24 protein-coding genes are annotated in these 26,013 nt (G+C 59.6%); 4 read left to right on the top strand and 20 right to left on the bottom strand.

Features of this window, described 5'->3' with window-relative positions; genetic code table 11:
- Positions 1 to 81 precede the first annotated feature (81 nt).
- Entirely contained in the window at positions 82 to 1,122 is a 1,041-nt protein-coding gene (locus CYR32_RS05890) for a GMP reductase (protein WP_101823454.1), read from the bottom strand.
- A gap of 304 nt (positions 1,123 to 1,426) precedes the next feature.
- On the opposite strand from CYR32_RS05890, the gene coaE reads away from it, so the two are divergent.
- From coaE to yacG, 3 genes are read left to right on the top strand one after another with little or no spacing between them, the layout of a single operon-like run.
- Positions 1,427 to 2,038, top strand: a complete 612-nt coding sequence (gene coaE / locus CYR32_RS05885) for a dephospho-CoA kinase (protein WP_101823453.1) — start codon at positions 1,427 to 1,429, stop codon at positions 2,036 to 2,038.
- Positions 2,039 to 2,043: 5 nt separating this feature from the next.
- A complete protein-coding gene (gene zapD, locus CYR32_RS05880; protein ID WP_101823452.1) occupies positions 2,044 to 2,796 on the top strand; it encodes a cell division protein ZapD in 753 nt (250 codons plus the stop codon).
- A gap of 31 nt (positions 2,797 to 2,827) precedes the next feature.
- Positions 2,828 to 3,028: a DNA gyrase inhibitor YacG gene (gene yacG / locus CYR32_RS05875; protein WP_101823451.1), complete on the top strand. Its 201-nt coding sequence runs from the start codon at positions 2,828 to 2,830 to the stop codon at positions 3,026 to 3,028.
- Positions 3,029 to 3,072: 44 nt separating this feature from the next.
- Here the strand turns inward: yacG and mutT are convergent, their stop codons facing one another.
- From mutT to secM, 3 genes are all read right to left on the bottom strand, one after another.
- Positions 3,073 to 3,465 (bottom strand): 8-oxo-dGTP diphosphatase MutT, encoded by a 393-nt coding sequence (gene mutT / locus CYR32_RS05870; RefSeq protein WP_101823553.1) that lies wholly within the window; start codon positions 3,463 to 3,465, stop codon positions 3,073 to 3,075.
- Positions 3,466 to 3,649: 184 nt separating this feature from the next.
- Positions 3,650 to 6,364: a preprotein translocase subunit SecA gene (secA, locus tag CYR32_RS05865; protein ID WP_101823450.1), complete on the bottom strand. Its 2,715-nt coding sequence runs from the start codon at positions 6,362 to 6,364 to the stop codon at positions 3,650 to 3,652.
- A gap of 80 nt (positions 6,365 to 6,444) precedes the next feature.
- Positions 6,445 to 6,969 (bottom strand): secA translation cis-regulator SecM, encoded by a 525-nt coding sequence (gene secM, locus CYR32_RS05860; RefSeq protein ID WP_101823449.1) that lies wholly within the window; start codon positions 6,967 to 6,969, stop codon positions 6,445 to 6,447.
- 27 nt (positions 6,970 to 6,996) lie between these two features.
- On the opposite strand from secM, the gene CYR32_RS05855 reads away from it, so the two are divergent.
- The gene (locus CYR32_RS05855; protein WP_101823448.1) at positions 6,997 to 7,515 is read left to right on the top strand and encodes a DUF721 domain-containing protein; all 519 of its coding nucleotides are present in this window, start codon (positions 6,997 to 6,999) and stop codon (positions 7,513 to 7,515) included.
- An 8-nt stretch (positions 7,516 to 7,523) separates the two neighbouring features.
- On the opposite strand, the gene lpxC is transcribed toward CYR32_RS05855, so the two are convergent.
- The 16 genes from lpxC to mraZ form a co-directional block, all read right to left on the bottom strand.
- The gene (lpxC, locus tag CYR32_RS05850) at positions 7,524 to 8,441 is read right to left on the bottom strand and encodes a UDP-3-O-acyl-N-acetylglucosamine deacetylase (protein WP_072928848.1); all 918 of its coding nucleotides are present in this window, start codon (positions 8,439 to 8,441) and stop codon (positions 7,524 to 7,526) included.
- Between the two features lie 101 nt (positions 8,442 to 8,542).
- A complete protein-coding gene (gene ftsZ / locus CYR32_RS05845; protein WP_101823447.1) occupies positions 8,543 to 9,703 on the bottom strand; it encodes a cell division protein FtsZ in 1,161 nt (386 codons plus the stop codon).
- Between the two features lie 71 nt (positions 9,704 to 9,774).
- Complete coding sequence (ftsA, locus tag CYR32_RS05840) at positions 9,775 to 11,031, bottom strand: cell division protein FtsA (protein ID WP_072928843.1); 1,257 nt, start codon at positions 11,029 to 11,031, stop codon at positions 9,775 to 9,777.
- On the bottom strand, positions 11,028 to 11,870 hold the full coding sequence (gene ftsQ / locus CYR32_RS05835; RefSeq protein WP_101823446.1) for a cell division protein FtsQ: 843 nt from the start codon (positions 11,868 to 11,870) through the stop codon (positions 11,028 to 11,030). The genes ftsA and ftsQ overlap by 4 nt, the downstream gene beginning before the upstream one ends.
- 1 nt (position 11,871) lies before the next feature.
- On the bottom strand, positions 11,872 to 12,792 hold the full coding sequence (locus CYR32_RS05830; RefSeq protein WP_101823445.1) for a D-alanine--D-alanine ligase: 921 nt from the start codon (positions 12,790 to 12,792) through the stop codon (positions 11,872 to 11,874).
- Entirely contained in the window at positions 12,785 to 14,260 is a 1,476-nt protein-coding gene (gene murC, locus CYR32_RS05825) for a UDP-N-acetylmuramate--L-alanine ligase (RefSeq protein ID WP_101823552.1), read from the bottom strand. Before murC ends, CYR32_RS05830 begins: the two co-directional genes overlap by 8 nt.
- 21 nt (positions 14,261 to 14,281) lie before the next feature.
- Positions 14,282 to 15,388: an undecaprenyldiphospho-muramoylpentapeptide beta-N-acetylglucosaminyltransferase gene (gene murG, locus CYR32_RS05820; RefSeq protein WP_101823444.1), complete on the bottom strand. Its 1,107-nt coding sequence runs from the start codon at positions 15,386 to 15,388 to the stop codon at positions 14,282 to 14,284.
- Positions 15,389 to 15,390: 2 nt separating this feature from the next.
- On the bottom strand, positions 15,391 to 16,611 hold the full coding sequence (ftsW, locus tag CYR32_RS05815; RefSeq protein ID WP_420912820.1) for a cell division protein FtsW: 1,221 nt from the start codon (positions 16,609 to 16,611) through the stop codon (positions 15,391 to 15,393).
- A complete protein-coding gene (gene murD, locus CYR32_RS05810) occupies positions 16,611 to 17,927 on the bottom strand; it encodes a UDP-N-acetylmuramoyl-L-alanine--D-glutamate ligase (protein WP_101823442.1) in 1,317 nt (438 codons plus the stop codon). The genes ftsW and murD overlap by 1 nt, the downstream gene beginning before the upstream one ends.
- A 2-nt stretch (positions 17,928 to 17,929) precedes the next feature.
- A complete protein-coding gene (gene mraY / locus CYR32_RS05805; protein ID WP_101823441.1) occupies positions 17,930 to 19,012 on the bottom strand; it encodes a phospho-N-acetylmuramoyl-pentapeptide-transferase in 1,083 nt (360 codons plus the stop codon).
- Positions 19,006 to 20,367 (bottom strand): UDP-N-acetylmuramoyl-tripeptide--D-alanyl-D-alanine ligase, encoded by a 1,362-nt coding sequence (gene murF, locus CYR32_RS05800; RefSeq protein WP_101823440.1) that lies wholly within the window; start codon positions 20,365 to 20,367, stop codon positions 19,006 to 19,008. Before murF ends, mraY begins: the two co-directional genes overlap by 7 nt.
- Entirely contained in the window at positions 20,364 to 21,851 is a 1,488-nt protein-coding gene (gene murE, locus CYR32_RS05795) for a UDP-N-acetylmuramoyl-L-alanyl-D-glutamate--2,6-diaminopimelate ligase (protein WP_165698186.1), read from the bottom strand. The genes murF and murE overlap by 4 nt, the downstream gene beginning before the upstream one ends.
- Positions 21,838 to 23,610: a peptidoglycan glycosyltransferase FtsI gene (locus CYR32_RS05790; RefSeq protein WP_101823439.1), complete on the bottom strand. Its 1,773-nt coding sequence runs from the start codon at positions 23,608 to 23,610 to the stop codon at positions 21,838 to 21,840. Before CYR32_RS05790 ends, murE begins: the two co-directional genes overlap by 14 nt.
- 23 nt (positions 23,611 to 23,633) lie before the next feature.
- A complete protein-coding gene (ftsL, locus tag CYR32_RS05785) occupies positions 23,634 to 23,954 on the bottom strand; it encodes a cell division protein FtsL (protein WP_101823438.1) in 321 nt (106 codons plus the stop codon).
- Positions 23,951 to 24,892, bottom strand: a complete 942-nt coding sequence (gene rsmH / locus CYR32_RS05780) for a 16S rRNA (cytosine(1402)-N(4))-methyltransferase RsmH (protein ID WP_101823437.1) — start codon at positions 24,890 to 24,892, stop codon at positions 23,951 to 23,953. Before rsmH ends, ftsL begins: the two co-directional genes overlap by 4 nt.
- Before the next feature lie 2 nt (positions 24,893 to 24,894).
- A complete protein-coding gene (gene mraZ / locus CYR32_RS05775; protein ID WP_072928818.1) occupies positions 24,895 to 25,353 on the bottom strand; it encodes a division/cell wall cluster transcriptional repressor MraZ in 459 nt (152 codons plus the stop codon).
- Positions 25,354 to 26,013 lie beyond the last annotated feature (660 nt).

The raw sequence follows: 26,013 nt of genomic DNA, 5'->3' as shown, positions 1-26,013 counted from the left end.
GCTTACACAGGAAGGGGTTTAGGTGGAGAGGGTATGACGATGCAGCAGGGCTACATGCCCTGCTGCTGGAGGATGAAGCGATTACTGCCCGAACAGGCGGTTTTCCTGCTCAGCCACCCGGATAAAGGTGGTGCGTTTGGTCAGCTCTTTCAGCCGCTCAGCCCCGACATAGGTGCAGGCGGAACGCAGGCCGCCCAGGATGTCACGCACCGTGTGCTCAACCGGCCCGCGCAGCGGCAATTTGACCGTTTTGCCTTCGGCGGCCCGGTACTCTGCCACACCGCCGACATGGCGCTTCATGGCGGACTCAGAACTCATGCCGTAGAACAGCATGAACTCCTGGCCGTTCTCTTCCACCAGAGTGCCTTCGCACTCGTTATGCGCGGCCAGCATCCCGCCGAGCATCACGAAATCCGCCCCGCCGCCGAACGCTTTTGCCACGTCGCCCGGTACGGCACAGCCGCCGTCGCTGACGATCTGACCGCCCAGCCCGTGGGCAGCGTCCGCACATTCAATCACGGCGGAAAGCTGCGGGTAACCCACGCCGGTTTTCACCCGGGTGGTACAGACTGACCCGGGGCCAATGCCTACTTTGACAATGTCCGCCCCGGAGAGGATCAGCTCCTCCACCATTTCACCGGTGACCACGTTTCCGGCGCAGATCACTTTATCCGGGCAGGCTTCACGCGCCCGTTGCAGGAAAGCGACAAAATGCTCGGAATAGCCGTTAGCCACATCGATGCAGATGAATTTTAAGGCCGGAGAGAGTGCCAGGATCTGCTTCATTTTAACGAAGTCAGCGTCTGATGTGCCGGTCGAGACCATCACATGGCTCAGCACCTCATCCGTTGCGCCGTCAATAAAGGTGCGCCATTGCTCAACGCTGTAATGCTTATGCACGGCGGTCAACAGATCGAATGAAGCGAGTACCGTGGCCATGCGGAAGGTGCCGACCGTATCCATGTTGGCGGCAATAACCGGTACGCCGGACCACGCCGCACCGGCATGTTTGAAACGGAAGTCGCGTTGCAGGTCAACATCAGAGCGGCTTTTCAGCGTGGAGCGTTTCGGGCGGATCAATACATCTTTAAAACCGAGTTTTACATCTTCTTCAATGCGCATGGTGACGGTTTCCTGGTCGTAGGCGACGGATCGCAAAAAGGTGATCGGGCAGAAAGGTGCGCGAAGAGTCGTGCTGCCATTCCCAGTGACGTCATCATACGCCGGAATAATCACCGAACAAGTCTGCGAATTTGACTTTATTTACGCTACAATCACAGAAATTTAACTAGATAAATACCGGCGTGACCCTGCTCACGGTTATCACTGACGGCAGGCCGGCGACGCTCTCTGTCTACCCTGTTACAGGGAAGGAGAATCCGGGTATCATACTGTTTCATCTGTCTTTCTTACTGAGAGCATAACCATGAGCTATCTTGTTGCACTGACAGGCGGCATCGGCAGTGGCAAAAGTACCGTGGCAAATGCGTTTTCCCGCTTAGGTGTGACGGTGATTGACGCGGATGTGATTGCCCGTCAGGTTGTGGAGCCGGGCACACCGGCACTCAGCGCCATTGCGGCGCACTTCGGCAATACGCTGCTGCACCCTGACGGCAGCCTGAACCGCGCCCGTCTGCGTGAGCTGATCTTTGCCGATCCCACTGAGAAAGCGTGGCTGAACGGCCTGCTGCATCCGCTGATCCAGCAGGAGACACAACATCAGATCCGGCAGGCCACCACCCCCTATGTGCTGTGGGTGGTGCCGCTGTTGATCGAAAATGGCCTGCAGGCGCGTGCTGACCGGGTGCTGGTCATCGACGTCGATCGCGAGACGCAACTCGCCAGGACCACCGCCCGTGACGGCGTATCCCGTCAGCAGGCCGAAAATATTCTTGCCGCACAGGTAACACGCGAACAACGCCTGGCCTGTGCCGACGATGTGATTGATAACAGCGGCGATCCCTCGGCGATCGAACCGCGCGTTGCTGCCCTTCACCAGCATTACCTGCAACTGGCGGCGGCAACCCAACAGGATTAATAGACATGAGTGACCTCTCCCCTACCGTTCTGTTTGAACACCCCCTGAATGAGAAGATGCGCACCTGGTTGCGCATTGAGTTTTTATTGCAGCAGTTGCAGCAGTACCCGGTGTTGGGTGACATCGCCACCGCGCTCGCCTTTTTCCGCACCATTTCCGACCTGCTGGATGTGCTGGAACGCGGTGAAGTCCGCACTGAGCTGGTTAAAGAGCTGGAACGCCAGCAGCAAAAATTACTGTTATGGGCTGACGTGCCGGGCGTGGATATGGCGCGTGTTGAGGCATTGCGCCAGCAGCTGAAACAGCGCTCCAGCGCCCTGATGGCGGCACCGCGGCTTGGGCAGTCACTGCGTGAAGATCGGTTGATTGGCCTGGTCAAACAGCGGCTGAGCATTCCCGGCGGCTGTTGCAGTTTCGACCTGCCGACGCTGCACATGTGGCTGCACCTGGAGCAGGAGGCGCGCAACAGCCAGGTAAACCGCTGGCTCGCCACCCTCGCCCCGCTCAGCGATGCGCTGACCATCATCCTTGATCTGATCCGCCAGTCCGGCCCGTTTAAAAATCAGATCAGCCTGAACGGTTTCTTCCAGGATAATGCGGAAGATGCCGATCTGCTGCGGCTGCGCGTGGGGTTGGAGCACCAGATCTACCCGCAGATTTCAGGCCATAAAACCCGTTACGCTATCCGGTTCTTATCACTGGACAGTGAGCGTGGACAGGTCCCGGCGCGTCTCTCTTTCACGCTTGCCTGCTGTTGACGACCGTCCGGCTTAATTTTCAGGAGAATATATGGATACCGAACACACCATGGTTAACTGCCCGACCTGCCGCAAGCCGGTGATCTGGGGGGAAGAGAGCCCTTACCGCCCGTTCTGCAGCAAGCGCTGCCAGCTCATCGACCTCGGCGAATGGGCAGACGAAGAGAAACGCATTCCCAGCCAGAACGACATCAATGACGCCGAAAAGTGGAGTGAAGAAGACGAACACTGAGACGCGGTTGGGGGCGCTTCCCGCTGGGGAGCGCCGCATTGCCATCAGGCTTTCAGCAGGGCGATAATCCCGGCGTTGGCAGGGGGGAACTCCTCTTCCCGCAGCGCATGCTGGCTGACCCAACGCATCGGCTGCCCTTCCCGGCCGTAGGGTTCGCCTTGCCACGCCTCCACCAGAAAGAAATGGAGCGTCACCCGGCGATCGTCGAACGTGTGCTCTACGATTTTCAGGGGCTGTACCGCCAGCGGCACAATGCCGGTCTCTTCACCCAGCTCCCGTTTCAGGGCCTGTTCCGGCGTTTCACCCGCTTCCACTTTGCCGCCGGGGAATTCCCAGAACCCTGCCATATGGGATGCGGCATTGCGCTGGGTAATGAAAATCTCATGCTGTGGGTTGCGGATAATGCCCACGGCAATGGTCAGGTGCTTTAACGTCACGCCTTTCTCCTTTTCGGTTTTCTTCACATCCGGTTTCTGGCGGATGCGCGCGTCTGAATCGATGCGGTTTTCTGAATAAATGCAGTGTGCTGAATAAATAACAAAAAAACAGGGGCTCAGCACGCTGAACCCCTGTTTTTCACGCTTCGCGCCCGGTCACCGCGGCGCGGTTATGGCGGCCGGCCTACTTCTGCAGGCGGCCGTGGCACTGCTTGTATTTTTTCCCTGAACCGCAAGGGCATGGGTCATTACGCCCGACTTTGCGCTCGCCTGCTGCTGCGCCGCTGCGCGCTGCTTCTGCTTCAATGGCCGCGTCAGTCTGGTGGCTCAGTTGCTGCTGCTGGGCCAGGCGCTCCGCCTCTTCGCGGCGCTGTTGCTCAAGTGCCTCTACCTCTTCCGGCAGGCGAACCTGGACTTTGCTCAGGGTGCTGATGACTTCATATTTCAGTGATTCCAGCATCGCCGCGAACATGGCGAAGGATTCACGTTTGTACTCCTGCTTTGGATCTTTCTGCGCATAGCCGCGCAGGTGGATGCCCTGGCGCAGGTAGTCCATCGCTGCCAGATGCTCTTTCCACAGGGAGTCCAGGGTTTGCAGCATCACGCCTTTTTCGAAATTACGCATCATCTCGACGCCGACCACTTCCTCTTTGCGCTGGTAAACCTCAACCGCCTGTTGCAGGACGCGCTCACGCAGGGTCTCTTCATGCAGTTGCGGCTCTTTGTCCAGCCACTCAGCGATCGGCAGGTCGAGATCGAAGTCGGTTTTCAGGCGCTGTTGCAGGCCCGGAATGTCCCACATCTCTTCCAGCGACTGCGGCGGGATATAGCTGTCGAGCGTCGCTTTAAACACATCTTCACGGATGCTGGCGATGGTTTCACTGACGTCAGAGACGTCCAGCAGCTCATTACGCTGGGTGTAGATCGCGCGGCGCTGGTCGTTGGCCACATCATCATACTCCAGCAGTTGCTTACGGATGTCGAAGTTGCGGCTTTCCACTTTGCGTTGTGCATTGGCAATCGCCTTGGTCACCCACGGGTGCTCAATCGCTTCACCTGGTTTCATGCCCAGTTTACGCATCATGTTGGAGACGCGGTCGGAGGCGAAAATACGCATCAGCGCATCTTCCATCGACAGGTAGAAACGGGAGGAGCCGGCGTCACCCTGGCGACCGGCACGACCGCGGAGCTGGTTGTCGATACGGCGCGATTCGTGGCGCTCAGTACCGATGATATGCAGGCCGCCGGAGGCCAGTACGGCGTCATGGCGCTGCTTCCACGCGGCTTTGATGGCGTCGATCTGCTCCTGGGTCGGATTCTCCAGCTCTTCCACCTCGGCGTGCCAGCTGCCGCCCAGCATGATGTCCGTACCACGGCCGGCCATGTTGGTCGCGATGGTTACGGCACCCGGCTGGCCGGCCTGGGCCACGATGTCCGCTTCGCGGGCGTGGAACTTGGCGTTCAGCACGTTGTGCTTGATGCCGGCTTTGGTCAGCTCATTGGAAACCACTTCTGATTTCTCAATGGAGATGGTGCCCACCAGCACCGGCTGGCCATTGGCCGTACGCTCGCGGATGTCTTCGATGATCGCGCCGATCTTCTCCTGCTCGGTCATATAGACCAGATCCGGCAAATCTTTACGGATCATCGGGCGGTTGGTCGGCACCACAATGGTGTCCAGCTTATAGATGGAGCTGAATTCGAACGCTTCGGTGTCCGCTGTACCGGTCATCCCGGCCAGTTTCTCATACAGGCGGAAGTAGTTCTGGAAGGTGATGGAGGCCAGGGTCTGGTTCTCGTTCTGGATCTCCACGCCCTCTTTGGCTTCCACCGCCTGGTGCAGGCCGTCAGACCAGCGGCGGCCCTGCATGGTACGGCCGGTGTGCTCATCAACGATGATCACCTCACCGTCTTTTACGATGTAGTCCACGTCACGCGTGAACAGCACATGGGCGCGCAGGGCTGCGGTGACATGGTGCATCAGCATGATGTTAGTCGGGGAGTAGAGTGACTCGCCCTCTTCCATAATGCCGGCGTCCATCAGCAGTTCTTCAATCAGGATCAGGCCGCGTTCGGTCAGGTGCACCTGGCGGGCTTTTTCATCCACGGAGAAGTGGCCTTCACCCTGGAAGGTCTCTGAATCCTCTTTCTCCTGACGGATCAGTTTAGGGATCAGCTTGTTGACCTTGATGTACATTTCCGAGCTGTCTTCTGCCGGGCCGGAGATGATCAGCGGAGTACGCGCTTCATCGATCAGAATGGAGTCAACCTCATCCACCAGCGCATAGTGCAGTTTGCGCTGCACGCGCTCTTCCGGGCTGAACGCCATGTTGTCACGCAGGTAGTCAAAGCCGTATTCGTTGTTGGTACCGTAGGTGATGTCAGCGGCATAGGCGGCGCGTTTGGCCGGTGCCGGCATCCCCGGCAGGTTGATGCCGACGGAGAGACCAAGGAACTCAAACAGCGGGCGGTTGTTTTCGGCGTCACGCTGGGCCAGATAGTCGTTGACGGTAATAACGTGGACGCCGCGGCCGCTCAGCGCATTGAGGTAAGCCGGCAGGGTCGCGGTCAGCGTTTTACCTTCACCGGTGCGCATTTCCGCGATGCAGCGGTCGTTCAGCACCATGCCGCCCAGCAGCTGGACGTCAAAGTGGCGCATCCCGAAGACGCGTTTACTCGCTTCACGCACCACAGCGAACGCTTCCGGGATCAGGCTCTCCAGCACCTCGCCTTTGGCCAGGCGCGCGCGGAATTCGTCGGTTTTGGCCTTCAGCGCGTCATCGGAAAGCTTTTCCATTTCCGGCTCAAGGCGGTTGATCTGCTCTACAGCTTTGCGCATACGGCGCAGGGTGCGGTCGTTGCGGCTACCAAATACTTTGGTCAATAATTTGATTAACATAATTCTTAATATCTCTCAGCTGGCTAATTATTAGCCACTACTTTATTGATTTATCAATTGTTTTAAAGGTATTGGGAGAATTATGCAATCGGACCGGCACGAATACCTTGCACCTGCGCCAGCCATAAGCCCGCGTGGTAGCGGGTCATCGCCATAAAAAGGCGGCCGGAGGTTGAGCGGATAATCGTCGGTGGTTTTGGCTCGTGCGTCAGTAACGCGTTAAGCGTGACCAGCAAGGCCAGGCGCTGTGCCTGGAGCGGCACGGCCTGAATGGCTTCAGCATCTGTGGCGGCCTGGTAGACGGCGGCAGGTGCCAGGGCAAACGAGAGGTGCCGGATAACCGTGCGGATGGCATGCTGATGCCAGTAGTCGACGCTGAAGGCGGGGCGGCGGTGCGCCTCTTGCAGCAGCATCAGACGCGTAAAGGCTGTACTGGCGCTGTTCTGTCGGTTTAATGTGGACGACGGATTGGGCAGCGACGACTGGTCAGACGAACCGCCCAACCCTGAGGACACGCCAAAACTCGCCGCGACCATCCCCAGCAGAAGATGCGGCCAGAAATAACGTCTGCCAAATTGTCGCCAACGATTTAGAATACCAATCACGAGTGTTAGATCCGCCGGAGCCCCGCCATGCGCGATAGCCGACCACAGTTGTTAGATGTCCTGTTCGACGATGCGTCGGCAGGAGAAAAAAGCCCGTTGAAAAGCGTACAACAGCGCGCCACTGCGCTGTTAAAGCTTAACCGTGCAGTGAAAGGCCTGTTGCCTGCTCAATTGCACCCCTGGTGCCGCGTCGCGAATTATCGACAGGGTATTTTAGTGCTTGAAACGGCGAATGCCAGTTGGCTGATGCGATTACGCTACGAACAGTCCACCCTTCTCTCTGCATTGCGCGCGCAAATATTACCATCATTGTCCGCGATCGACATCAGGATAAATCCCTCATTAATGGCAAAAGCGGAAGCGGCTGCGCAAAAACCGCAGACTGAAGAGAAACGGGAAGTCTACCGGCAGTTAAGCCCACAAAGTGCGGATGTGTTGCGTGGCGTCGCGGACCGTAGCCCGGAAAAATTGAAAAAGGCATTAGAACGGCTGGCTGCCCTGGCCGGAGAGAGTACCAGTGCAACCAGTCGTGATAAGAAAAACTAAGCTAAGGTTCAGGCCCACACAGCGGACGGCGCTTTGAATGCCAGCGGCATTTCTGCTTCGTCCTGGAAGGTCACATATTCCCACGCTTCCTGCTTCGCCAGCACAGCCTGCAGCAGTTTGTTGTTCAGTGCATGGCCTGACTTATACGCCGTCAGGGAGCCAATGATGTTATGGCCGCACATGAACAGGTCACCGATGGCATCCAGCATTTTGTGACGGACAAACTCGTCTTCAAAACGCAGGCCGTCTTCGTTCAGGACACGGTAGTCATCGACCACGATCGCGCAGTCAAAGCTGCCGCCCAGGCAGAGGCCGCGGGACTGCAGGTACTCGATGTCACGCATGAAACCGAACGTACGCGCGCGGCTGATCTGGCGGACAAAGGCGTCTGCCGAGAAATCCATACGGTAACGCTGCGAACTGCTGTTAATCGCCGGGTGATTAAAATCGATGGTGAAGTCGAGGCTGAAACCATTATGCGGTCGCAGTTCGGCCCACTTGTCACCCTCTTCCACGCGGACAGTCTCTTTAATCCGCAGGAATTTCTTGGCGGCATTCAGCTCTTCGATACCGGCATCCAGCAGCAGGTAGACGAAAGGCGCGGCGCTGCCGTCCATGATCGGCACTTCCGGCGCATCGACTTCAATCACGATGTTGTCGATGCCCAGGCCGGCCAGGGCAGCATTCAGGTGCTCAACCGTAGAAATACGTACGTCATGCTCATTGACCAGGCAAGTACAGAGCATGGTATCACGCACGGATTTGGCATCTGCCGGGAAATCTACCGGTGGATTCAAGTCAGTGCGACGATAGATGACCCCGGTGTTGGCCGGTGCAGGGCGCAGAGTCAGCGTGACCTTCTTACCGGTATGCAAACCGACGCCTGTCGCCTGAACAATACGTTTTAATGTGCGTTGTTTGATCATCGTTTTTATCTCGCAATGTTATCCATCCTACCGATCCCAGCTTATACCAGGATCGGCGGGACAGTTTAGCACAAAGAGCGGAGATGCTAAAGCAGCGACAATTAATCCGCCTGCTTACGCAGGAAAGCCGGAATATCCAGATAATCAGGCTCTTTGTTCGACTGCGTATTCTGCTCGTTAACCACTTTGGCGGCAGGTTTGTTCTCCTGCGGCAGCGGTGCCAGGCCATGCTGCTGGTAACGGTGATCCATAACCGGCTGCTGCTGGGTCTGCTGCTTGTTGGTCACCAGCGTGATTTCCGGACGCTTGTCCATGCCGATGCCGGTCGCCACCACGGTGACGCGCAGTTCGTCGTTCATTTCCGGATCCAGTGAGGTACCGATGACCACGGTCGCGTTATCGGACGCGAAGGCGCGGATGGTGTTACCCACGGTTTCGAACTCATCCAGACGCAGGTCGAAGCCGGCGGTGATGTTGACCAGCACGCCGCGGGCGCCGGAGAGGTCGATGTCTTCCAGCAGCGGGCTGGAGATCGCCATTTCGGCCGCTTCTTCTGCACGGTCTTCCCCACAGGCCACGCCGGAACCCATCATGGCGTAACCCATTTCGGACATCACGGTACGCACGTCCGCAAAGTCGACGTTCATCAGGCCCGGGCGGGTGATCAGCTCAGCGATGCCCTGTACCGCGCCTTTCAGCACGTCGTTGGCTGCGCCGAACGCATCCAACAGGGAGATGCCGCGGCCCAGCACTTTCAGCAGCTTGTCATTCGGGATGGTGATCAGGGAGTCAACGTGCTTGGAGAGCTCAGCGATGCCCTGCTCGGCAAAGGCCATACGCTTCTTGCCTTCGAAATTGAAAGGCTTGGTCACCACGGCCACGGTCAGAATACCCAGATCTTTTGCCACTTCAGCGACAACAGGCGCAGCACCGGTACCGGTACCGCCGCCCATGCCGGCCGCGATGAAGACCATATCAGCGCCTTCCAGCGCCGTACGCAGTGCCTCGCGGTCCTCTTCGGCAGAGTTGCGGCCCACTTCCGGGTTGGCGCCTGCGCCCAGCCCTTTGGTGATCCCGCTGCCGATCTGGATGGTTTGGCCCACCGCCGTCTTACGCAGCGCCTGGGCGTCTGTGTTTACGGCGAAGAATTCAACACCTTCGATGCGTTCACGCACCATATGTTCAACGGCATTACCGCCGCCACCGCCGACGCCGATGACTTTAATCACCGCGTCATTGGTTAATTCCATAGGTTCAAACATAATTTCTCTCCGTTTTGTGCCTGTCGCTTCGAGATCAAAAAAAGAGGATCAGCTTGATCTCTTGTTAAACATTAAAATTCTTTTCTCAGCCAGCTATTGATTCGTTTGAACCAGTTGCCCACTGAGGCGCGTTTTTCCACTTCCGCCTCACCGCTCAGGTGAGACTCTTTTCCGTAGTGCAGTAACCCCACTGCTGTGGAGTAGTAAGGCTCCTGCGCATAATCCGTAAGCCCGGTGATGTTCAGCGGCTGGCCGATGCGGACCTGGGTGTGGAACACCCGCTGGGCACAGGCTGCCAGACCATCGATTTGTGCCGCGCCGCCGGTCAGGACAATGCCGGCGGCCAGATGATGCTTTACGCCTTGCTGGCGCAGCTGTTCCTGCAACTGCAGGATCTCATCGTTGACCAGGTTCAGCAGCTCGGTGTAACGCGGCTCAATCACCTCGGCCAGTGTCTGACGCTGCAGACTGCGTGGCGGGCGGCCGCCGACGCTGGGCACTTCAACGCTCTCATCCTTGCTGACAATGGAACCCAGTGCGCATCCGTGACGCACTTTGATGGCTTCCGCATCGGTAGGCGGCGTACCGAAGGCGTAGGCGATGTCACTGGTCACCACATTGCCGGCATACGGAATCACCTTGGTGTGGCGCAGCGCGCCGCCGGTATAGACAGCGATGTCCATGGTGCCGCCGCCGATATCCACCACACAGACGCCCAGCTCGCGCTCATCTTCCGTCAGAACCGCATAGCTGGCTGCCAGCCCGGCAAAGATCAGTTGGTCAACTTTCAGGCCGCAGCGTTCCACGGCTTTAACAATATTCTTCGCCATGTCGTTATGGCAGGTAATCAGATGCACTTTCGCCTGCATCCGCACGCCGGACAGCCCTACCGGGTTTTTGATCCCTTCCTGGTAGTCGATAGCGTACTCCTGCGGAATCACATGCAGAATACGGTGTTCATCACGGACACGTACCGATTTAGCGGTATGGACCACGTTTTCCACATCTTCCTGTGTGACTTCCTCTTCCGAAATAGGAACCATCCCGATTTCGTTTTGGCAACTGATGTGTTTACCGGATAACGCCAGGTAAACCGACGATATCTGGCAATCTGCCATCAATTCCGCCTGATCGATGGCACGTTGAACGCATTTTACCACCGACTCAAGATCGTTGACGCCACCTTTATCCATGCCGCGGGAGGGGCAACTGCCCACCCCAATAATGTTGACCATGCCATCGGGCAGAACTTCCCCTACCAATGCCGCAACCTTTGCCGTACCGATTTCCAGTCCAACTACCAGTTTTCTGTCCGTCGACTTGATCATTGTTGTTTTGCCTGTGCCTGATTTTGTTGCTGATTACTGTTTTGCTGCTCAACGAATGCCGGAGCCCAGCCCACTGCCGCACCGGTGTCATAACGCAGATCGACATAGCTGATGCGCTTGTTGTCCGTCTGCGCCTGCTGCTGCAATACCGGGAACAGCTCAATAAAGCGCTGCAAGCGTCCTGCACGGTCATCACGGCCCAGATCAATACGGATATCGTCATCCAGCGCCAGTTGCCAGGAGTGACGCGCGGTCATCGAGACCATCTTCAGCGTAAACTTACCGGCGGCCAGCGTCTGGCTCATCGTTCTGTAACCTTGCAAAACATCCTGTTCACTGCCTTCCGGCCCGTAGAGCAGCGGCATCTTCTGGTTGCTCATCCGCTCCGACGGCACGCTGAAGGACTTGCCTTCAGCATCAACCATATGCAGGTCATTCCAGCGGGCGACGGGCACATACTCCACCACATGAATCTTCAGCTCGTCAGGCCACTGCTTGCGGACACTGGCCTGCTTGATCCAGGGCAACCGCTCAATCTGCTGCTGGATGACATTCACATCCTGCGTCATGAAGGTGCCCGGCGACCCGAGGGCCATAATGGCCTGCCGGATGTCGTCATGCGTGGTGAAATGGCGTTCACCCGTCACCACCAGCCGGGAGAGCGGCAGCCGGTTGGCATCTTTCATCCACCCCAGCACTGCCCAGCCGCTCCAGCCGATGGTCCCCAGTACCATCAGCAGGAAGAGAATCCCCGCCAGCTGGGTACCGTTACTGCGGCGCAGGCTACGGCTGACCGTAGGCTCATCGCGCTCGCGTGTATTCAAGGCCGCCTGCGACATATCAGTCAGCAAGCTCCAGAATGCGCGCCGTCAGCTGGGCAAAACTCAGGCCATGCTGACGGGCGGCCATCGGCACCAGGCTGTGGCTGGTCATCCCCGGTGACGTATTCACTTCCAGCAGGTAAAACCCGCCGTCGCTGTCCTGCATAATGTCCACCCGGCCCCAGCCGCGGCAGTCAAGCGCACGGTAAGCCTGTAACGCCAGCGCAGCCAGGCGGGCTTCATCCGCCTCGCTGACGCCGCTTGGGCAGAAATACTGCGTCTCGTCTGAGAGGTATTTCGCCTCATAATCGTAAAACACGCCGGCAGGCTGGATGCGGATAGAGGGCAGCACCTCGTCACCCAGGATCGCCACCGTGAATTCCGGCCCGCTCAGCCACTTTTCCACCAGCACGTCATCATCATGGCGGAATGCTTCGTCCAGCGCCGGCTGTAACTGCTCGATGCTGTCGACTTTGCTCATCCCGACGCTCGAGCCTTCACGGCTCGGCTTCACAATCAGCGGGAAGCCCAGCGCGGCCAGCGTGGTGGCATCCTCGCCCATCTCACCTGAGGTGAACTGGGCACGGTTCAGCGCCACAAACGGCGAGACCGGCAGGCCCATCGCCTGCCAGATGCGCTTGGTACGCAGCTTGTCCATCGTCAGGGCGGAAGCCATCACGCCGCTGCCGGTGTAGGGCAGGCCGAGATGCTCCAGCAGCCCCTGCAGGGTGCCGTCTTCTCCGCCGCGGCCATGCAGCGCGATAAATACCTTGGTAAAGCCCAGCGCTTTCAGCTCTGTGACCGGCGTCTCTTTTGGGTCAATTGCGTAAGCATCAATGCCTGATTCACGCAGGCCGGCCAGTACCGCCTGCCCGGACTGCAACGACACTTCGCGTTCGGCGGAGGTTCCGCCCAGTAATACCGCGACTTTATCAGCCATGCTGCTCTTCACCTTTTCTTACGGGCTGAAACTTCTGCTCAGCCAATTTACGGGCCACCTTGCCGACGTTCCCGGCGCCCTGTACCAGAACCAGGTCATCATTCTCCAGGATCTGCGCCAAATTTTCCGGCACGGTGTCCACATCGGAAACCAAAATAGGATCAATCTTACCGCGCCCACGGATAGTCCGGCAGAGTGAGCGGCTGTCCGCGCCCGGAATCGGCGCTTCACCGGCGGCGTAGACATCCAGCATCAGCAACACATCCACCTGCGACAGCACATTGGCGAAATCGTCGTAGAGATCGCGGGTGCGGGTATAGCGGTGCGGCTGGAAGATCATCACCAGGCGCTTATCCGGCCAGCCGGCGCGCGCCGCTTTGATGGTCGCGTCCACTTCGGTCGGGTGGTGGCCATAATCATCCACCAGCATGGCGGCGCCCGTTTTGCTGTTGACCGGCTCCAGCGGGAACTCCCCGAGGAAGTCGAAACGGCGGCCGGTGCCCTGGAAGCCCGCCAGTGCGCTGAGGATCGCCGCATCGGCAATGCCTTCATCCGTGGCCACGGCCACGGCCGCAGCGGCATTCAGGGCGTTATGGCGGCCCGGCGCATTCAGCGTCACGGTCATCAACGGCTTGTCGTGGCGGCTCAGCGTAAAGTGCCCCTGTGCGCCCTGTTGGTGATAACTTTCGATGCGGACATCAGCATCGTCACTGAACCCGTACGTGGTGACATGGCGGCCGACGCGCGGCAGCAATTCACGCACCACCGGATCATCAATACACATCACGGCACGGCCATAGAACGGCAGGTTGTGCAGGAAGTTGATGAACGTCTGCTTCAGGTTTTCAAAATCGCCCTGATAGGTATCCATATGGTCCGCTTCGATGTTGGTCACAATCGCCACCATCGGTTGCAGATGCAGGAAAGAGGCGTCGCTTTCGTCCGCCTCGGCAATCAGGTAGCGGCTGGTGCCCAGCCGGGCGTGCGTGCCCGCTGCTTTTACCAGCCCGCCGTTGACGAAGGTCGGGTCCAGCCCGGCCTCGGCATAGATACTGCTCACCATCGCGGTGGTGGTGGTTTTACCGTGCGTACCGGCCACGGCGATGCCGTGACGGAAGCGCATCAGTTCAGCCAGCATCTCCGCGCGGCGGATCACCGGAATACGCGCCTCACGCGCGGCCACAATCTCCGGGTTGTCCTGGCTGATGGCCGACGAGACCACCACGACGCTGGCATCCAGCACGTTTTCGGCACGGTGGTGGTAGTAAATCTGTGCGCCCAGTGCCGTGAGGTGCTGCGTCACCGGGTTTGGCGCCAGATCAGAGCCGCTGATCTGGTAGCCTTCGTTGGCCAACACTTCGGCGATACCCCCCATGCCGGCACCACCAATGCCGACAAAGTGGATGTGCCGGACGCGGTGCATCTCGGGCACGAAGGTTCTCAGTTTCGCCAATTGTTGTGTATTCACGTTATTTTTCACTTTTCATCGTTACTGATTGACGACCGCGCGCGGCGCAGATCGTTCATATTCAATGTGCGCTGCCGCACATACCTCGGCGGCCACCCGCTCGGTGGCATCCGGAATGGCCGCCGCCCTGGCACGTTGCGCCATCTCAGCCAACACCGGGCGGTTCCATTGGGTCAACAGCCCGCACACTGCTTCCGCGGTGAACTCAGGCTGCTCAAGAATTTTGGCGGCCCCGGCCTGCTCCAGCGGCAGGGCGTTCCAGTACTGCTGGCGATCTTTGTGCTGGAACGGCACGAAGATGGCGGGCAGCCCGGCGGCAGCAATTTCACTCACGGTGAGCGCGCCGGAGCGGCAGACCACCACATCCGCCCAGGCGTAAGCAGCGGCCATGTCATCAATAAATTCGGTGATCTTGTGCTGGGGTTGCCCGGCGTGCTGGTAAGCCTGTACCACCTCATCCAGCGCCCCTTTGCCGACCTGGTGCCAGAGGGTAATGCGCTCGCCCAGCGAGGCCGCAACGGCAGGCATGGTCTGGTTCAGGACGCGCGCGCCCTGGCTGCCGCCTACCACCAGCACGCGCACCGGGCCTTCACGCCCCGCCAGGCGGGTGCCAGGCAGCGGCAGGGCCAGCACATCAGTACGCACCGGGTTGCCGACCACGTCCGCGTGCGGGAACGCACCGGGAAACGCCTGCAACACTTTCTTCGCGATTTTTGACAGCCAGCGGTTGGTCAGCCCGGCGATGCCGTTCTGCTCATGCAGCACCACCGGGACGCCGCTCAGCCAGGCTGCCAGCCCGCCGGGGCCGGAGACGTAACCGCCCATGCCCAGCACCACGTCCGGCTGATAGGCGCGCATAATGGCTTTCGCCTGACGCACGGCACGGAAAATACGCACCGGGGCCAGCAACTGGGCTTTCACCCCTTTGCCACGCAGCCCTGAAATGCGGATGAAATCGATCTCAATGCCGTGCTTCGGCACCAGGTCGGCCTCCATCCGGTCGGCAGTTCCCAGCCAGCGTACCTGCCAGCCCTGCGCCATCAGGTGATGGGCCACGGCGAGGCCGGGGAACACATGCCCGCCGGTTCCGCCTGCCATCACCAGTAAACGCTTGGTCTTGCCACTCATCATTAACCCCTTACAAACGCCTGCGCTTTCGTCATCCGCGTTTCAAAATCGATCCGCAGCAACAGCACGATTGCCGTGGACATAATTAACAAGCTGGAGCCGCCGTAACTGATCAGCGGCAGCGTCAGGCCTTTGGTCGGCAACATCCCCGCTGCCGCACCGACGTTAACCAGGGCCTGGAAGCTGAACCAGACGCCGATAGAACAGGCCAGAAAGCCGGAAAAACGCTGGTCAATCTCCAGTGCCTTGCGCCCGATAGACATCGCGCGAAAAGCGACGAAGAATACCATTAACAACGCTAAAACCACACCGAAATACCCCAGCTCCTCGCCGAGAATCGAGAAAATAAAATCGGTGTGCGCTTCCGGCAAATATTCCAGTTTTTGTACCGAGTTACCGAGCCCCTGCCCCCAGAATTCACCCCGGCCGAACGCCATCAGTGACTGGGTGAGCTGGTAGCCGCTGCCGAACGGATCGGCCCACGGGTTCCAGAACGAGGTCACGCGGCGCATACGGTAGGGTTCCGCGATAATCAGCAGCACCACCGCAAAGGCCCCTGACCCGATAATCGCCAGGAACTGCCACATTTTCGCCCCGGCCAGGAACAGCATCGCCAGGGTGGTAATAAACAGCACCACCACGGTACCGAGGTCCGGCTGGGCCAGCAGCAGCACCGCCAGGATCACCATCACGCCCATCGGCTTGCAGAAGCCCCAGAAGTTACTGCGTACCTCTTCCACTTTCCGCACCAGATAGCTGGCGAGGTAGCAGAACAGCGACAGCTTGGAGAACTCCGCCGGCTGGATACGCAGCGGCCCGAGGGCGATCCAGCGGGATGCCCCGTTTACCGAGCTGCCCACCACCAGCACAATCAGCAGCATCACCAGCGACACCAGCAGCATCACGTTGCTGTAGCGCTGCCACACCGCCATCGGCACCCGCAGCGTTACCAGGGAGAGCACAAAGGCCAGCCCCAGATAGAGCGCGTCACGTTTGGCAAACAGGAACGGGTCGTCCGCCAGCCGCTGGCCGATCGGCATCGAGGCCGAGGTCACCATCACGAAGCCGATAATCGCCAGCCCGAAGGTGAGCCACAGCAGGGTGCGGTCATACAGCACCATGCTGGTGTTATCACTTTCCCGCGCGCCCATCACCCAGTCATTGAGCTTGCCGAACAGGCTGCCGGAGGCGCGCCCTACCCACATCAGTCCCGGAAGTTTCATCAGCCCAGCTCCTTAGCCAGCCGGGCGAACGCATCGCCGCGCTGCTCGAAGTTACGGAACTGATCCAGGCTGGCGCAGGCCGGGGAGAGCAGCACCATATCGCCGGGTTGCAGCGTGGGGGCCAGCGCGCGCATTGCCTCTTCCATTGTGCCGGTCAGCAGAGACACCTCCGGGCGCAACTGCGCCAGGGCCTCGCCGTCACGGCCGAAGCAGTAAACGCGGATCGCCTCCCGCTGCAGGTAAGGCGTCAGCGGGGAGAAATCGGCTGATTTACCGTCCCCGCCCAGCAGCAGGTGCAGCGTGCCCTCTACCTGTAACCCTTTCAGCGCCGCTTCGGTGCTGCCGACGTTGGTGGCTTTGGAGTCATTGATCCAGCGCACGCCGTTGTGCTGATGCACCAGCTGGAAACGGTGCGCCAGGCCGCCGAAGGTGGTCAGCGCCTTCAGGCTGGACGCGCGCGGCAGGCCCACGGCATCGGCCAGCGCCAGCGCCGCCAGCGCATTGGTGTAGTTATGCTGGCCGGTCAGCGCCATCTCTTTGGTGTTCAGCACCTTCTCGCCGCGTACCCGCAGCCAGGTTTCACCCAGCTGGCGGTTGAGGTGGTAATCCCCCACATCGGCACCGAAACTCACACAGCGTGTGTCAGCACCGCGCACCGGCATGGTCAGGGCGTCATCCGCATTGACCACGCAGACCGCCGCGTTTTCATAAATACGCAGCTTGGCGGCACGGTATTGCTGCAACCCGAACGGATAGCGATCCATATGATCTTCCGTCACGTTGAGAATGGTCGCCGCTGCGGCTTTCAGGCTGGAGGTGGTCTCCAGCTGGAAACTGGAGAGTTCCAGCACATAAAGCTGGTAATGCGGTGCCAGCAGCGAGAGCACCGGCAGGCCGATATTGCCGCCAACGCCCACCTGCCAGCCTGCGGCCTTCGCCATCTCCCCCACCAGCGTGGTGACGGTGCTTTTGCCGTTGGAACCGGTGATGGCCACAATCGGGGCCTGGGCTTCGCGGCAGAACAGCTCGACGTCACCCACAATCTCAACGCCGGCGTCTGCCGCGGCGCTCAGCGCCGGGTGCGCCAGCGCCATGCCGGGGCTGGCGACAATCAGATCGGCCGCCAGCAGCCAGGTTTCATTCAGTGAACCGACATGGCACTCAACGCCGGGCGGCAGTTTATCGCGCCCCGGCGGATTGACACGGGTATCCATGACACGGGGCGTCACGCCGCGCGCCATGAAGAAATCAACACAAGAGAGCCCGGTCAGGCCCAACCCGATGATGACAACCTGCTTACCCTGATAGTCAATCATGATTACCGCACCTTCAGCGTCGCCAGGCCAATCAGCACCAGCATCAGCGAAATAATCCAGAAGCGCACAATCACGCGCGGCTCCGGCCAGCCTTTCAGTTCATAGTGGTGGTGGATCGGTGCCATCCGGAAGATGCGCTGACCGCGCAGCTTGAATGACCCTACCTGCAGGATCACTGACAGGGTTTCCACCACAAACACCCCACCCATGATCACCAGCAGGAACTCCTGACGCAGCAGCACCGCGATGGTGCCGAGCGCGCCGCCCAGTGCCAGTGAGCCGACATCGCCCATAAAGACCTGCGCCGGGTAGGTGTTGAACCACAGGAAGCCCAGCCCGGCCCCGACAATCGCCGTACAGACAATCACCAGCTCACCGGCATGGCGCAGATAGGGAATATGCAGGTAGTTGGCAAAATTCATGTTGCCGGTGGCCCAGGAGACCAGCGCCAGCCCGGCGGCCACAAACACCGTCGGCATGATCGCCAGGCCGTCGAGGCCGTCCGTCAGGTTGACGGCGTTACTGGTGCCGACAATCACAAAGTAAGAGAGCAGGATATAGAGCAGGCCCAGCTGCGGCATGATGTCTTTAAAGAACGGCACCACCAGCTGGGTAGCCGGGGTGTCTTTGCCGATGGCATACAGCGCGAACGCCACGACCAGGGCAATCACCGACTGCCAGAAATATTTCCAGCGGGCGATAAGCCCCTTGGTGTTCTTGCGCACCACTTTGCGGTAGTCATCCACAAAGCCAACGATGCCGTAGCCCACCAGCACAAACAGCACGCACCAGACATAGGGGTTAGACGGGTAAGCCCACATCAGCACCGAAATGGTGATCGAGGTGAGGATCATGATGCCGCCCATGGTCGGGGTGCCGCGCTTGCTGAAGTGCGACTCCGGGCCGTCATTACGGACGACCTGGCCGATTTGCAGCTTCTGCAGATAGGCGATCAGGCGCGGGCCCATCCACAGGGAGATAAACAGCGCAGTAAGCAGGCTGACAATGGCGCGGAACGTCAGATACGAAAAGACGTTGAAGCCGGAATAATACTTGACCAGATGCTCGGCCAGCCAAACTAACATGTTGCATTCTCCTGTAACGCGCGTACTACCTGCTCCATTGCGGCACTACGTGAACCTTTAACCAAAACGGTAATTACCGCATGTTCAGACAGTAAGCTCGTTAACCGGGCCACCACTGCTGTCTTGTCCTGCAGATGTTCGCCACAGCCGCTGGCCTCACTCACCAGCCGGCTCTCGCGCCCAACGCTTAATACTTTGTCGATACCGGCCGCTTTCGCCGCCTCGCCCACCTGGCGGTGGCAGGCTTCACTTTCCGCCCCCAGCTCCGCCATGTCGCCGACTACCATCACCCGGTAGCCGGGCATCTCGGCCAATACCTGCGCCGCCGCGGTCATTGACCCGACGTTGGCGTTGTAGCTGTCATCCAGCACCAGCCTCCCCTGCCCCAGCGACACCGGGAACAGTCTTCCCGGCACGGACTGAAGTTTGGACAGCCCAATGCGCACCGCCTCCAGTGACGCCCCGACAGACATCGTCAGCGCGGCGGCCGCCAGCGCATTCGCCACGTTGTGACGCCCCGGCAGAGGTAAGCGAACGCTTACTTCACCAAACGGGGAGTGCAGGGTAAACGCCGTGCCCTGATGGTCGATAACGATGTCACTGGCGAAAAAGTCGACGTCAGCCGCGGCCTGCGGCGAGAAACGCCAGACGGTTTTCCCGGCCAGCGCCGTCTGCCAGTGCGGCCAGTCGTTGCTGTCCGCATTCAGGATCGCCACGCCCTCTGGCGGCAGGCCGTCAAAAATTTCACCTTTGGCTTTGGCCACACCGGCCAGTGAGCCGAAGCCCTCCAGATGGGCGGCCGCCAGGTTGTTCACCAGCGCGGTTTCCGGCTGCACCAGTGCCGTGGTGTAGGCAATCTCACCGATATGGTTCGCGCCCATCTCCACCACCGCGAAATCATGCTGCGGCTCAAGGCGCAGCAAGGTCAGCGGCACGCCGATGTCATTATTAAAGTTGCCCTGGGTAAAGAGCACGTTGCCGCATTCACGCAGAATGGTGGCCGCCATCTCTTTCACCGAGGTTTTCCCGGAGGAGCCGGTCAGCGCCACAATGCGTGCCGGAACCTGTTGGCGCACCCAGGCACCCAGTTGCCCCAGCGCGATGCGGGTGTCCGCCACGCAGAGCTGCGGCACATCCACCCCGACAGGGCGGCTGACCAGCAGCGCGGCCGCACCGGCAGCCACGGCATTGTCCGCGAAGGTGTGGGCATCAAAATTTTCGCCTTTCAGCGCGACGAACAGGCTGCCGGCGCTGAGCTGGCGGGTATCGGTCGCGACGGAGTCGATCCGGGCGTCGTGGCCGATCAGTTCGGCGTTCAGCACCCCGGCCAGCGTTTTCAGGGAGACCGCGATCATGCCATCACCCCCAGCAGCCGGGCGACCGTCAGGCGGTCGGAGTAGTCGAGGCGGCGGTTGCCTACCAGCTGGTAATCCTCATGGCCTTTGCCGGCGATCAGCACCAGATCGTCGGGCTTCGCCTGCATAATGGTATTGGTTACCGCTTCGGTGCGGCCATGAATGGCCTGCGCCCGGCCCGCGTCCAGCATGCCGCGCAGGATGTCCGCGACGATGCTGTGCGGCTCTTCGCTGCGCGGGTTGTCATCAGTGACTACCACGCGATCGGCATACTGCTCGGCGATGCCGCCCATCAGCGGGCGCTTGCCTTTGTCGCGGTCACCGCCACAGCCAAATACGCACCAGAGTTTGCCGGTGCAGTGCAGGCGCGCGGCGGCCAGCGCTTTTTCCAGGGCGTCCGGCGTGTGGGCATAATCCACCACCACCGTAGGTTTGCCCGGGGCGGTGAAGACTTCCATCCGGCCACAGACCGGCTGGAGTTGCGGGGCGGCCTCAAGCAGGGCCGCCAGCGGGTAACCCAGCGCCAGCAGGGTCGCCAGCGCCATCAGTACATTGCTGACATTGAAGGCACCAATCAGCCGCGCGTCCAGCACGCCGTTACCCCAGCTGGAGCTGAACTCCACCCGGACGCCATTGTCGTGGTACTGCACCGCGTGGGCGGAGAGCGACTGGCCGCCCCACCCTGCCGGCACTTTGCCGTCGACCGAGACCGCCACCGCATCCGGCAGCTGTTGCAGCCAGCGCAGGCCGACCTCGTCGTCAGCATTAATGATTTTCTGCCCGGCCTGATGGGTCGAGAACAGCAGCCACTTCGCCGCTTCATAGCCGGCCATGTCACCGTGGTAGTCGAGGTGATCGCGGCTCAGGTTGGTAAACAGTGCAGCCGCAAACGGCAGCGCTGCCACACGGTGCTGGATCAGCCCGTGCGAGGAGACTTCCATCGCGGCGAAGGTCGCGCCTTTTTCCGCCAGCTGGTACAGCGCCTGCTGCACCTCCACGGCGGAACCGGTGGTATTTTCCGCCGGTACCACCTGCCCCAGCAGGCCATTGCCGATGGTGCCCATCACGGCACTGGTTTCGCCCAGCGCCTGGCTCCACTGCGCCAGCAGTTGGGTGGTGGTGGTTTTGCCGTTGGTACCGGTCACGCCAATCAGGCGGAGCTTGTCGCCGGGTTGCTGGTAGAAGCGGCCCGCCAGCGCTGACAGCTGCTGTTGCAGGTTATGGATAGCGATGACCGGCACGCCGTGCGTCATGGTCAGCGTGCCGTGTCCGGCGGCGCTGTCTGCATCGGCGACCACGGCGGCCACGCCCTGGGCAATGGCTTGCGGAATATAGCGGCGCCCATCTGCCTGATGGCCTTTAACGGCCACAAACAGATCCCCGGCAGCCGCCACGCGGCTGTCCAGTGTCATTTCCCGCAGCGCGCACTCAGGGGCGTCAGACACCCAAGGAGCGAGTAAGTCGCGCAAATTACGATCGGCCACCTGAACCCTCATTTTTGTTATTTACCAAATCATTTTTCTCGCCGGTTGGCGGGGTCGTCAACGCATCCGGCTCCACATTCATCGTACGCAGCACGCCGCCCATGATGGCACCGAACACCGGTGCCGAGACCGCGCCGCCGTAGTATTTACCTGCCTGGGGATCGTTGATGACCACCACCAGCGCAAAACGTGGGTTACTGGCCGGGGCCACACCGGCGGTATAGGCGATATATTTATTGACGTACCGGCCGTCCGGCCCGACTTTCTTGGCCGTACCGGTCTTGATGGCGATGCGGTAACCCTTGATGGCGGCTTTGGTGCCGCCGCCGCCCGGCAGGGCGACGCTTTCCATCATATGCACCACCGTGCGCACCAGCTGTTCCGGGAAGACGCGCTCCCCGGAGACCGGCGGGTCAACCTTGGTGATCGACAGCGGGCGGTAGATGCCCAGGCTGCCGATGGTGGCGTAGACACGCGCTAACTGTAACGGCGTTACCATCAGCCCGTAGCCAAAGGAGAAGGTGGCCCTCTCTATGTCAGACCACCGTTGTTTATGGGGATATAAGCCACTGCTCTCTCCGACCAACCCCAAATTGGTCGCTTTTCCCAACCCGAAACGCGAGTAAGTCTCTACCAGCGCCGAGGAGGGCATCGCTAACGCCAGCTTTGACACACCGACGTTACTCGATTTTTGCAGAACCCCGGTCAGGGTCAGCTCGTTATAGCGCGCCACGTCTTTGATCTCGTGGCCGTTTACCCGGTAGGGCAAGGTGTTGAGCACAGTATTTTCGCGCACCACGCCGTGTTGCAGCGCAGTCATCACCACCATCGGTTTGACGGTGGAGCCCGGCTCAAAAATGTCAGTGATGGCGCGGTTGCGCATCGCTTCCTGCGGGGTGCCGCTCAGGTTGTTCGGGTTGTAGGAGGGGCTGTTGGCCATCGCCAGCACTTCACCGGTGTTCACATCCACCAGCACCGCAGTACCCGACTCCGCTTTGTTGAACGCCACCGCATTGTTCAGCTCGCGGTAGACCAGCGCCTGCAACCGTTCATCAATGCTGAGCGCCAGATTGTGCGCTGCCTGGCTGTCCACCGAGGAGATGTCCTCGATGACGCGGCCATAACGGTCTTTACGCACGGTACGCTCGCCCGGCTGGCCGGTCAGCCAGCGGTTGAAGCTGCTTTCCACGCCCTCGATCCCTTTGCCGTCAATGTTGGTCACGCCAATCACATGCGCGGTGACCTGGCCGGCCGGGTAGTAGCGGCGGGACTCCTGCCGCAGGAAAATCCCCGGCAGTTTCAGTTTATGGATGTAGTCGCCAATCGCCGGGTTCACCTGGCGGGCGAGATAGACAAAGCGCCCTTTCGGGTTGGCGTTGATGCGGGCAGAGAGCTGGTCAAGCGGGATGGAGAGCGCATCGGAGAGCGCTTTCCAGCGGGTGTCGAGCGTGATGCCGCCGTGCTCGTTCAGCTCTTTCGGATCGGCCCAGATGGCGTTGACCGGCACACTCACCGCCAGCGGCCGCCCGGCCCGGTCACTGATCATGCCGCGCGCCGTCGGGATCTGCTGCACCCGCAGGGAGCGCATGTCCCCTTCCCTCACCAGCCGGTCAGGGTTAATCACCTGCAGGTAGGCCACCCGCAGCATCAGCCCGACCAGCGCCAGCAAAATGCAGCCACACAGCAACGCAAAACGCCAGCTGACAAAGCTGGCTTGATCTTCCTGGCGTTTTAACTTCACTCCACGTGTGGCTTTCATGCGCGACTTATCGGCTCCGGTAATTATTGTTTAACCACGATGTTTTCCTGTGCAGGATCGACATGCTGCATCTGCAGCTTCTGCGTGGCGATCTGCTCAACCCGGCTGTGGTCGCCCAGGGCATTCTCTTCCAGAATCAGGTTGCGCCATTCGATGTCCAGCGCGTCCCGTTCCAGAACCAGTTGTTCACGTTCTGCCGTCAGCAGGCGGGTGCGGTGAGCGGTGGTCACCACCAGAATGGCGGAGACCAGCACGGCAACCAGTAAGATCACCGGAATTTTGCCGTGGCGCAGCAGATCACCGCCGATGACGCCGACCAGGCCATGCCGCTCAGTGCCAATCACGCGCCGGTCCTCTCAGCGAAGCGCAGCACCGAACTGCGGGCGCGCGGGTTTTCAGCCACTTCCGGCTCTGACGGCATCATTTTGCCGACCACTTTCAGGGAGCGGCCGCCCAGCTCGCTGAGCTGCTGCTCAGTCATCGGCAGGCCGGCAGGCACCTGCGGGCCGCGGCTGTGCTGGCGCATAAAGCGCTTCACGATGCGGTCTTCCAACGAGTGGAAGCTGATCACCGACAGGCGGCCGCCGGGCGCCAGCACCTCAAGCGCGCCGTCGAGCGCACGCTCGATCTCCTCCAGCTCGCTGTTGATATAGATGCGGATAGCCTGGAAGCTGCGGGTCGCCGGGTGTTTGTGTTTGTCACGGATGGGCGTCGCGGCCGCGATAAGCTCCGCCAGCTCTTTGGTGCGTGTCATCGGAAGTTCACGATTGCGCTCCACAATGGCGCGGGCGATACGTTTGGCAAAGCGCTCTTCGCCAAAGGTTTTCAGCACCCAGGCGATGTCCTCGGCCTCGGCTTTCTGCAACCATTCGGCGGCTGACAGGCCACGGGACGGGTCCATACGCATGTCCAGCGGGCCGTCACGCATAAAGGAGAAGCCGCGCTCCGGGTCATCCAGCTGGGGAGAAGAGACGCCCAGATCGAGCAAAATGCCGTCGATCTTCCCTTCCAGGCCGCGTTCGCGCACATAGTGCGACAACTCAGAGAACGGGCCGTGTACGATAGTGAAGCGGGGATCGGTAATAGACTGGGCAGCCTGAATGGCCTGAGGGTCACGGTCGATTGCCAGCAGTTGCCCGTCCGGCCCGAGCTGGGACAGAATCAGGCGAGAGTGGCCACCGCGACCAAAAGTACCGTCGATGTAAATGCCATTGCCGCGGATGTTCAGGCCATTAACGGCCTCATCAAGCAGCACGGTCTTATGCTTATAATTTTCCAACATGCTTATAATGACAAGTCCTGTAACCGGTCAGACAAAGGCTCCTGACTCGATTGTTCAGCGTCAATATCTTCCTTAACTTGTTGATACCAGGTCTGTTCATCCCACAGCTCAAACTTGTTAAGCTGCCCGACCAGCATCACTTCTTTGGTGAGCCCGGCGTGCTGGCGCAGCGTACCGGCAATCAGCAGGCGCCCGGCGTTATCCATCTGGCATTCACTGGCATGCCCCAGAAGCAGGCGCTGCACGCGGCGCTCGGCGGGGTTCATGCTCGACAGACGGGACAATTTTCGTTCTATGACTTCCCATTCAGGGAGGGGATAAAGCAGTAAGCAGGGCTGGTGAAGGTCAATGGTACATACCAGTTGGCCCTGGGAACCCTCGGTCAGCATTTCCCGGTACCGGGTAGGAACGGCGAGCCGCCCTTTACTGTCGAGGTTAACGAGCGTCGCCCCTCGGAACATGGCTGAATTACCCCTTGATAACCATTTTCACCACTTTCCCCCACAAATTCCCACCTAAAGGAGTTTACGGAGGGTATGAAAACCTTGTCAAGCCAGCGCGGAGGCGGTTTCGCAATATTTCTGAGGGGTTAGCAGAGCGAAATTGACTGCCTTCCAACCCTTTCGTCAGGTTATAAATAATAACGTTATGATTAGCTGAGGAAAATTTTCTTACCCTGCTGCAATAGATTAAAAAAGAGGCAAATTGGACAATAAATAGCTTCTTATATTCTTCTGTTATCAATCTCTCATTTTTATCCGGCTTTTGACGGCAGGCATGGCGGCTTAAAAGGTTAACAGACGGGGAGCGCAGCGGCGTTGGTTACGGCGGGTTTGCGCCCCCGGCAGCAGATAACGTGCTGATGAGAAAGGGGATAGCTTAAATTACGGCCATCTTTCCGCGCTTATTTCCTGCAGACTTTATTCGCAGCTGACAAAAAGCCGTAAATAATGCTCAGAAATTATTAGGCCCGGATCAATTATATTTCCTGCGTTATTATTAAGATTCATCTTAATTGGCTGCTCACCGTATTGAATTAATTTCTTACATAAATTATTTCCGCTTTCTTTCGTCATTCAGCCGCTGCGCTTAATTGCACGTAAAAAACTGTAAAGAATGCA

Origin of the sequence: Chimaeribacter coloradensis (assembly GCF_002858715.1) — a bacterium.
GTDB classification, from domain to species: Bacteria; Pseudomonadota; Gammaproteobacteria; order Enterobacterales; family Enterobacteriaceae; genus Chimaeribacter; species Chimaeribacter coloradensis.
This window is presented reverse-complemented; position numbering and strand designations above follow the sequence as displayed.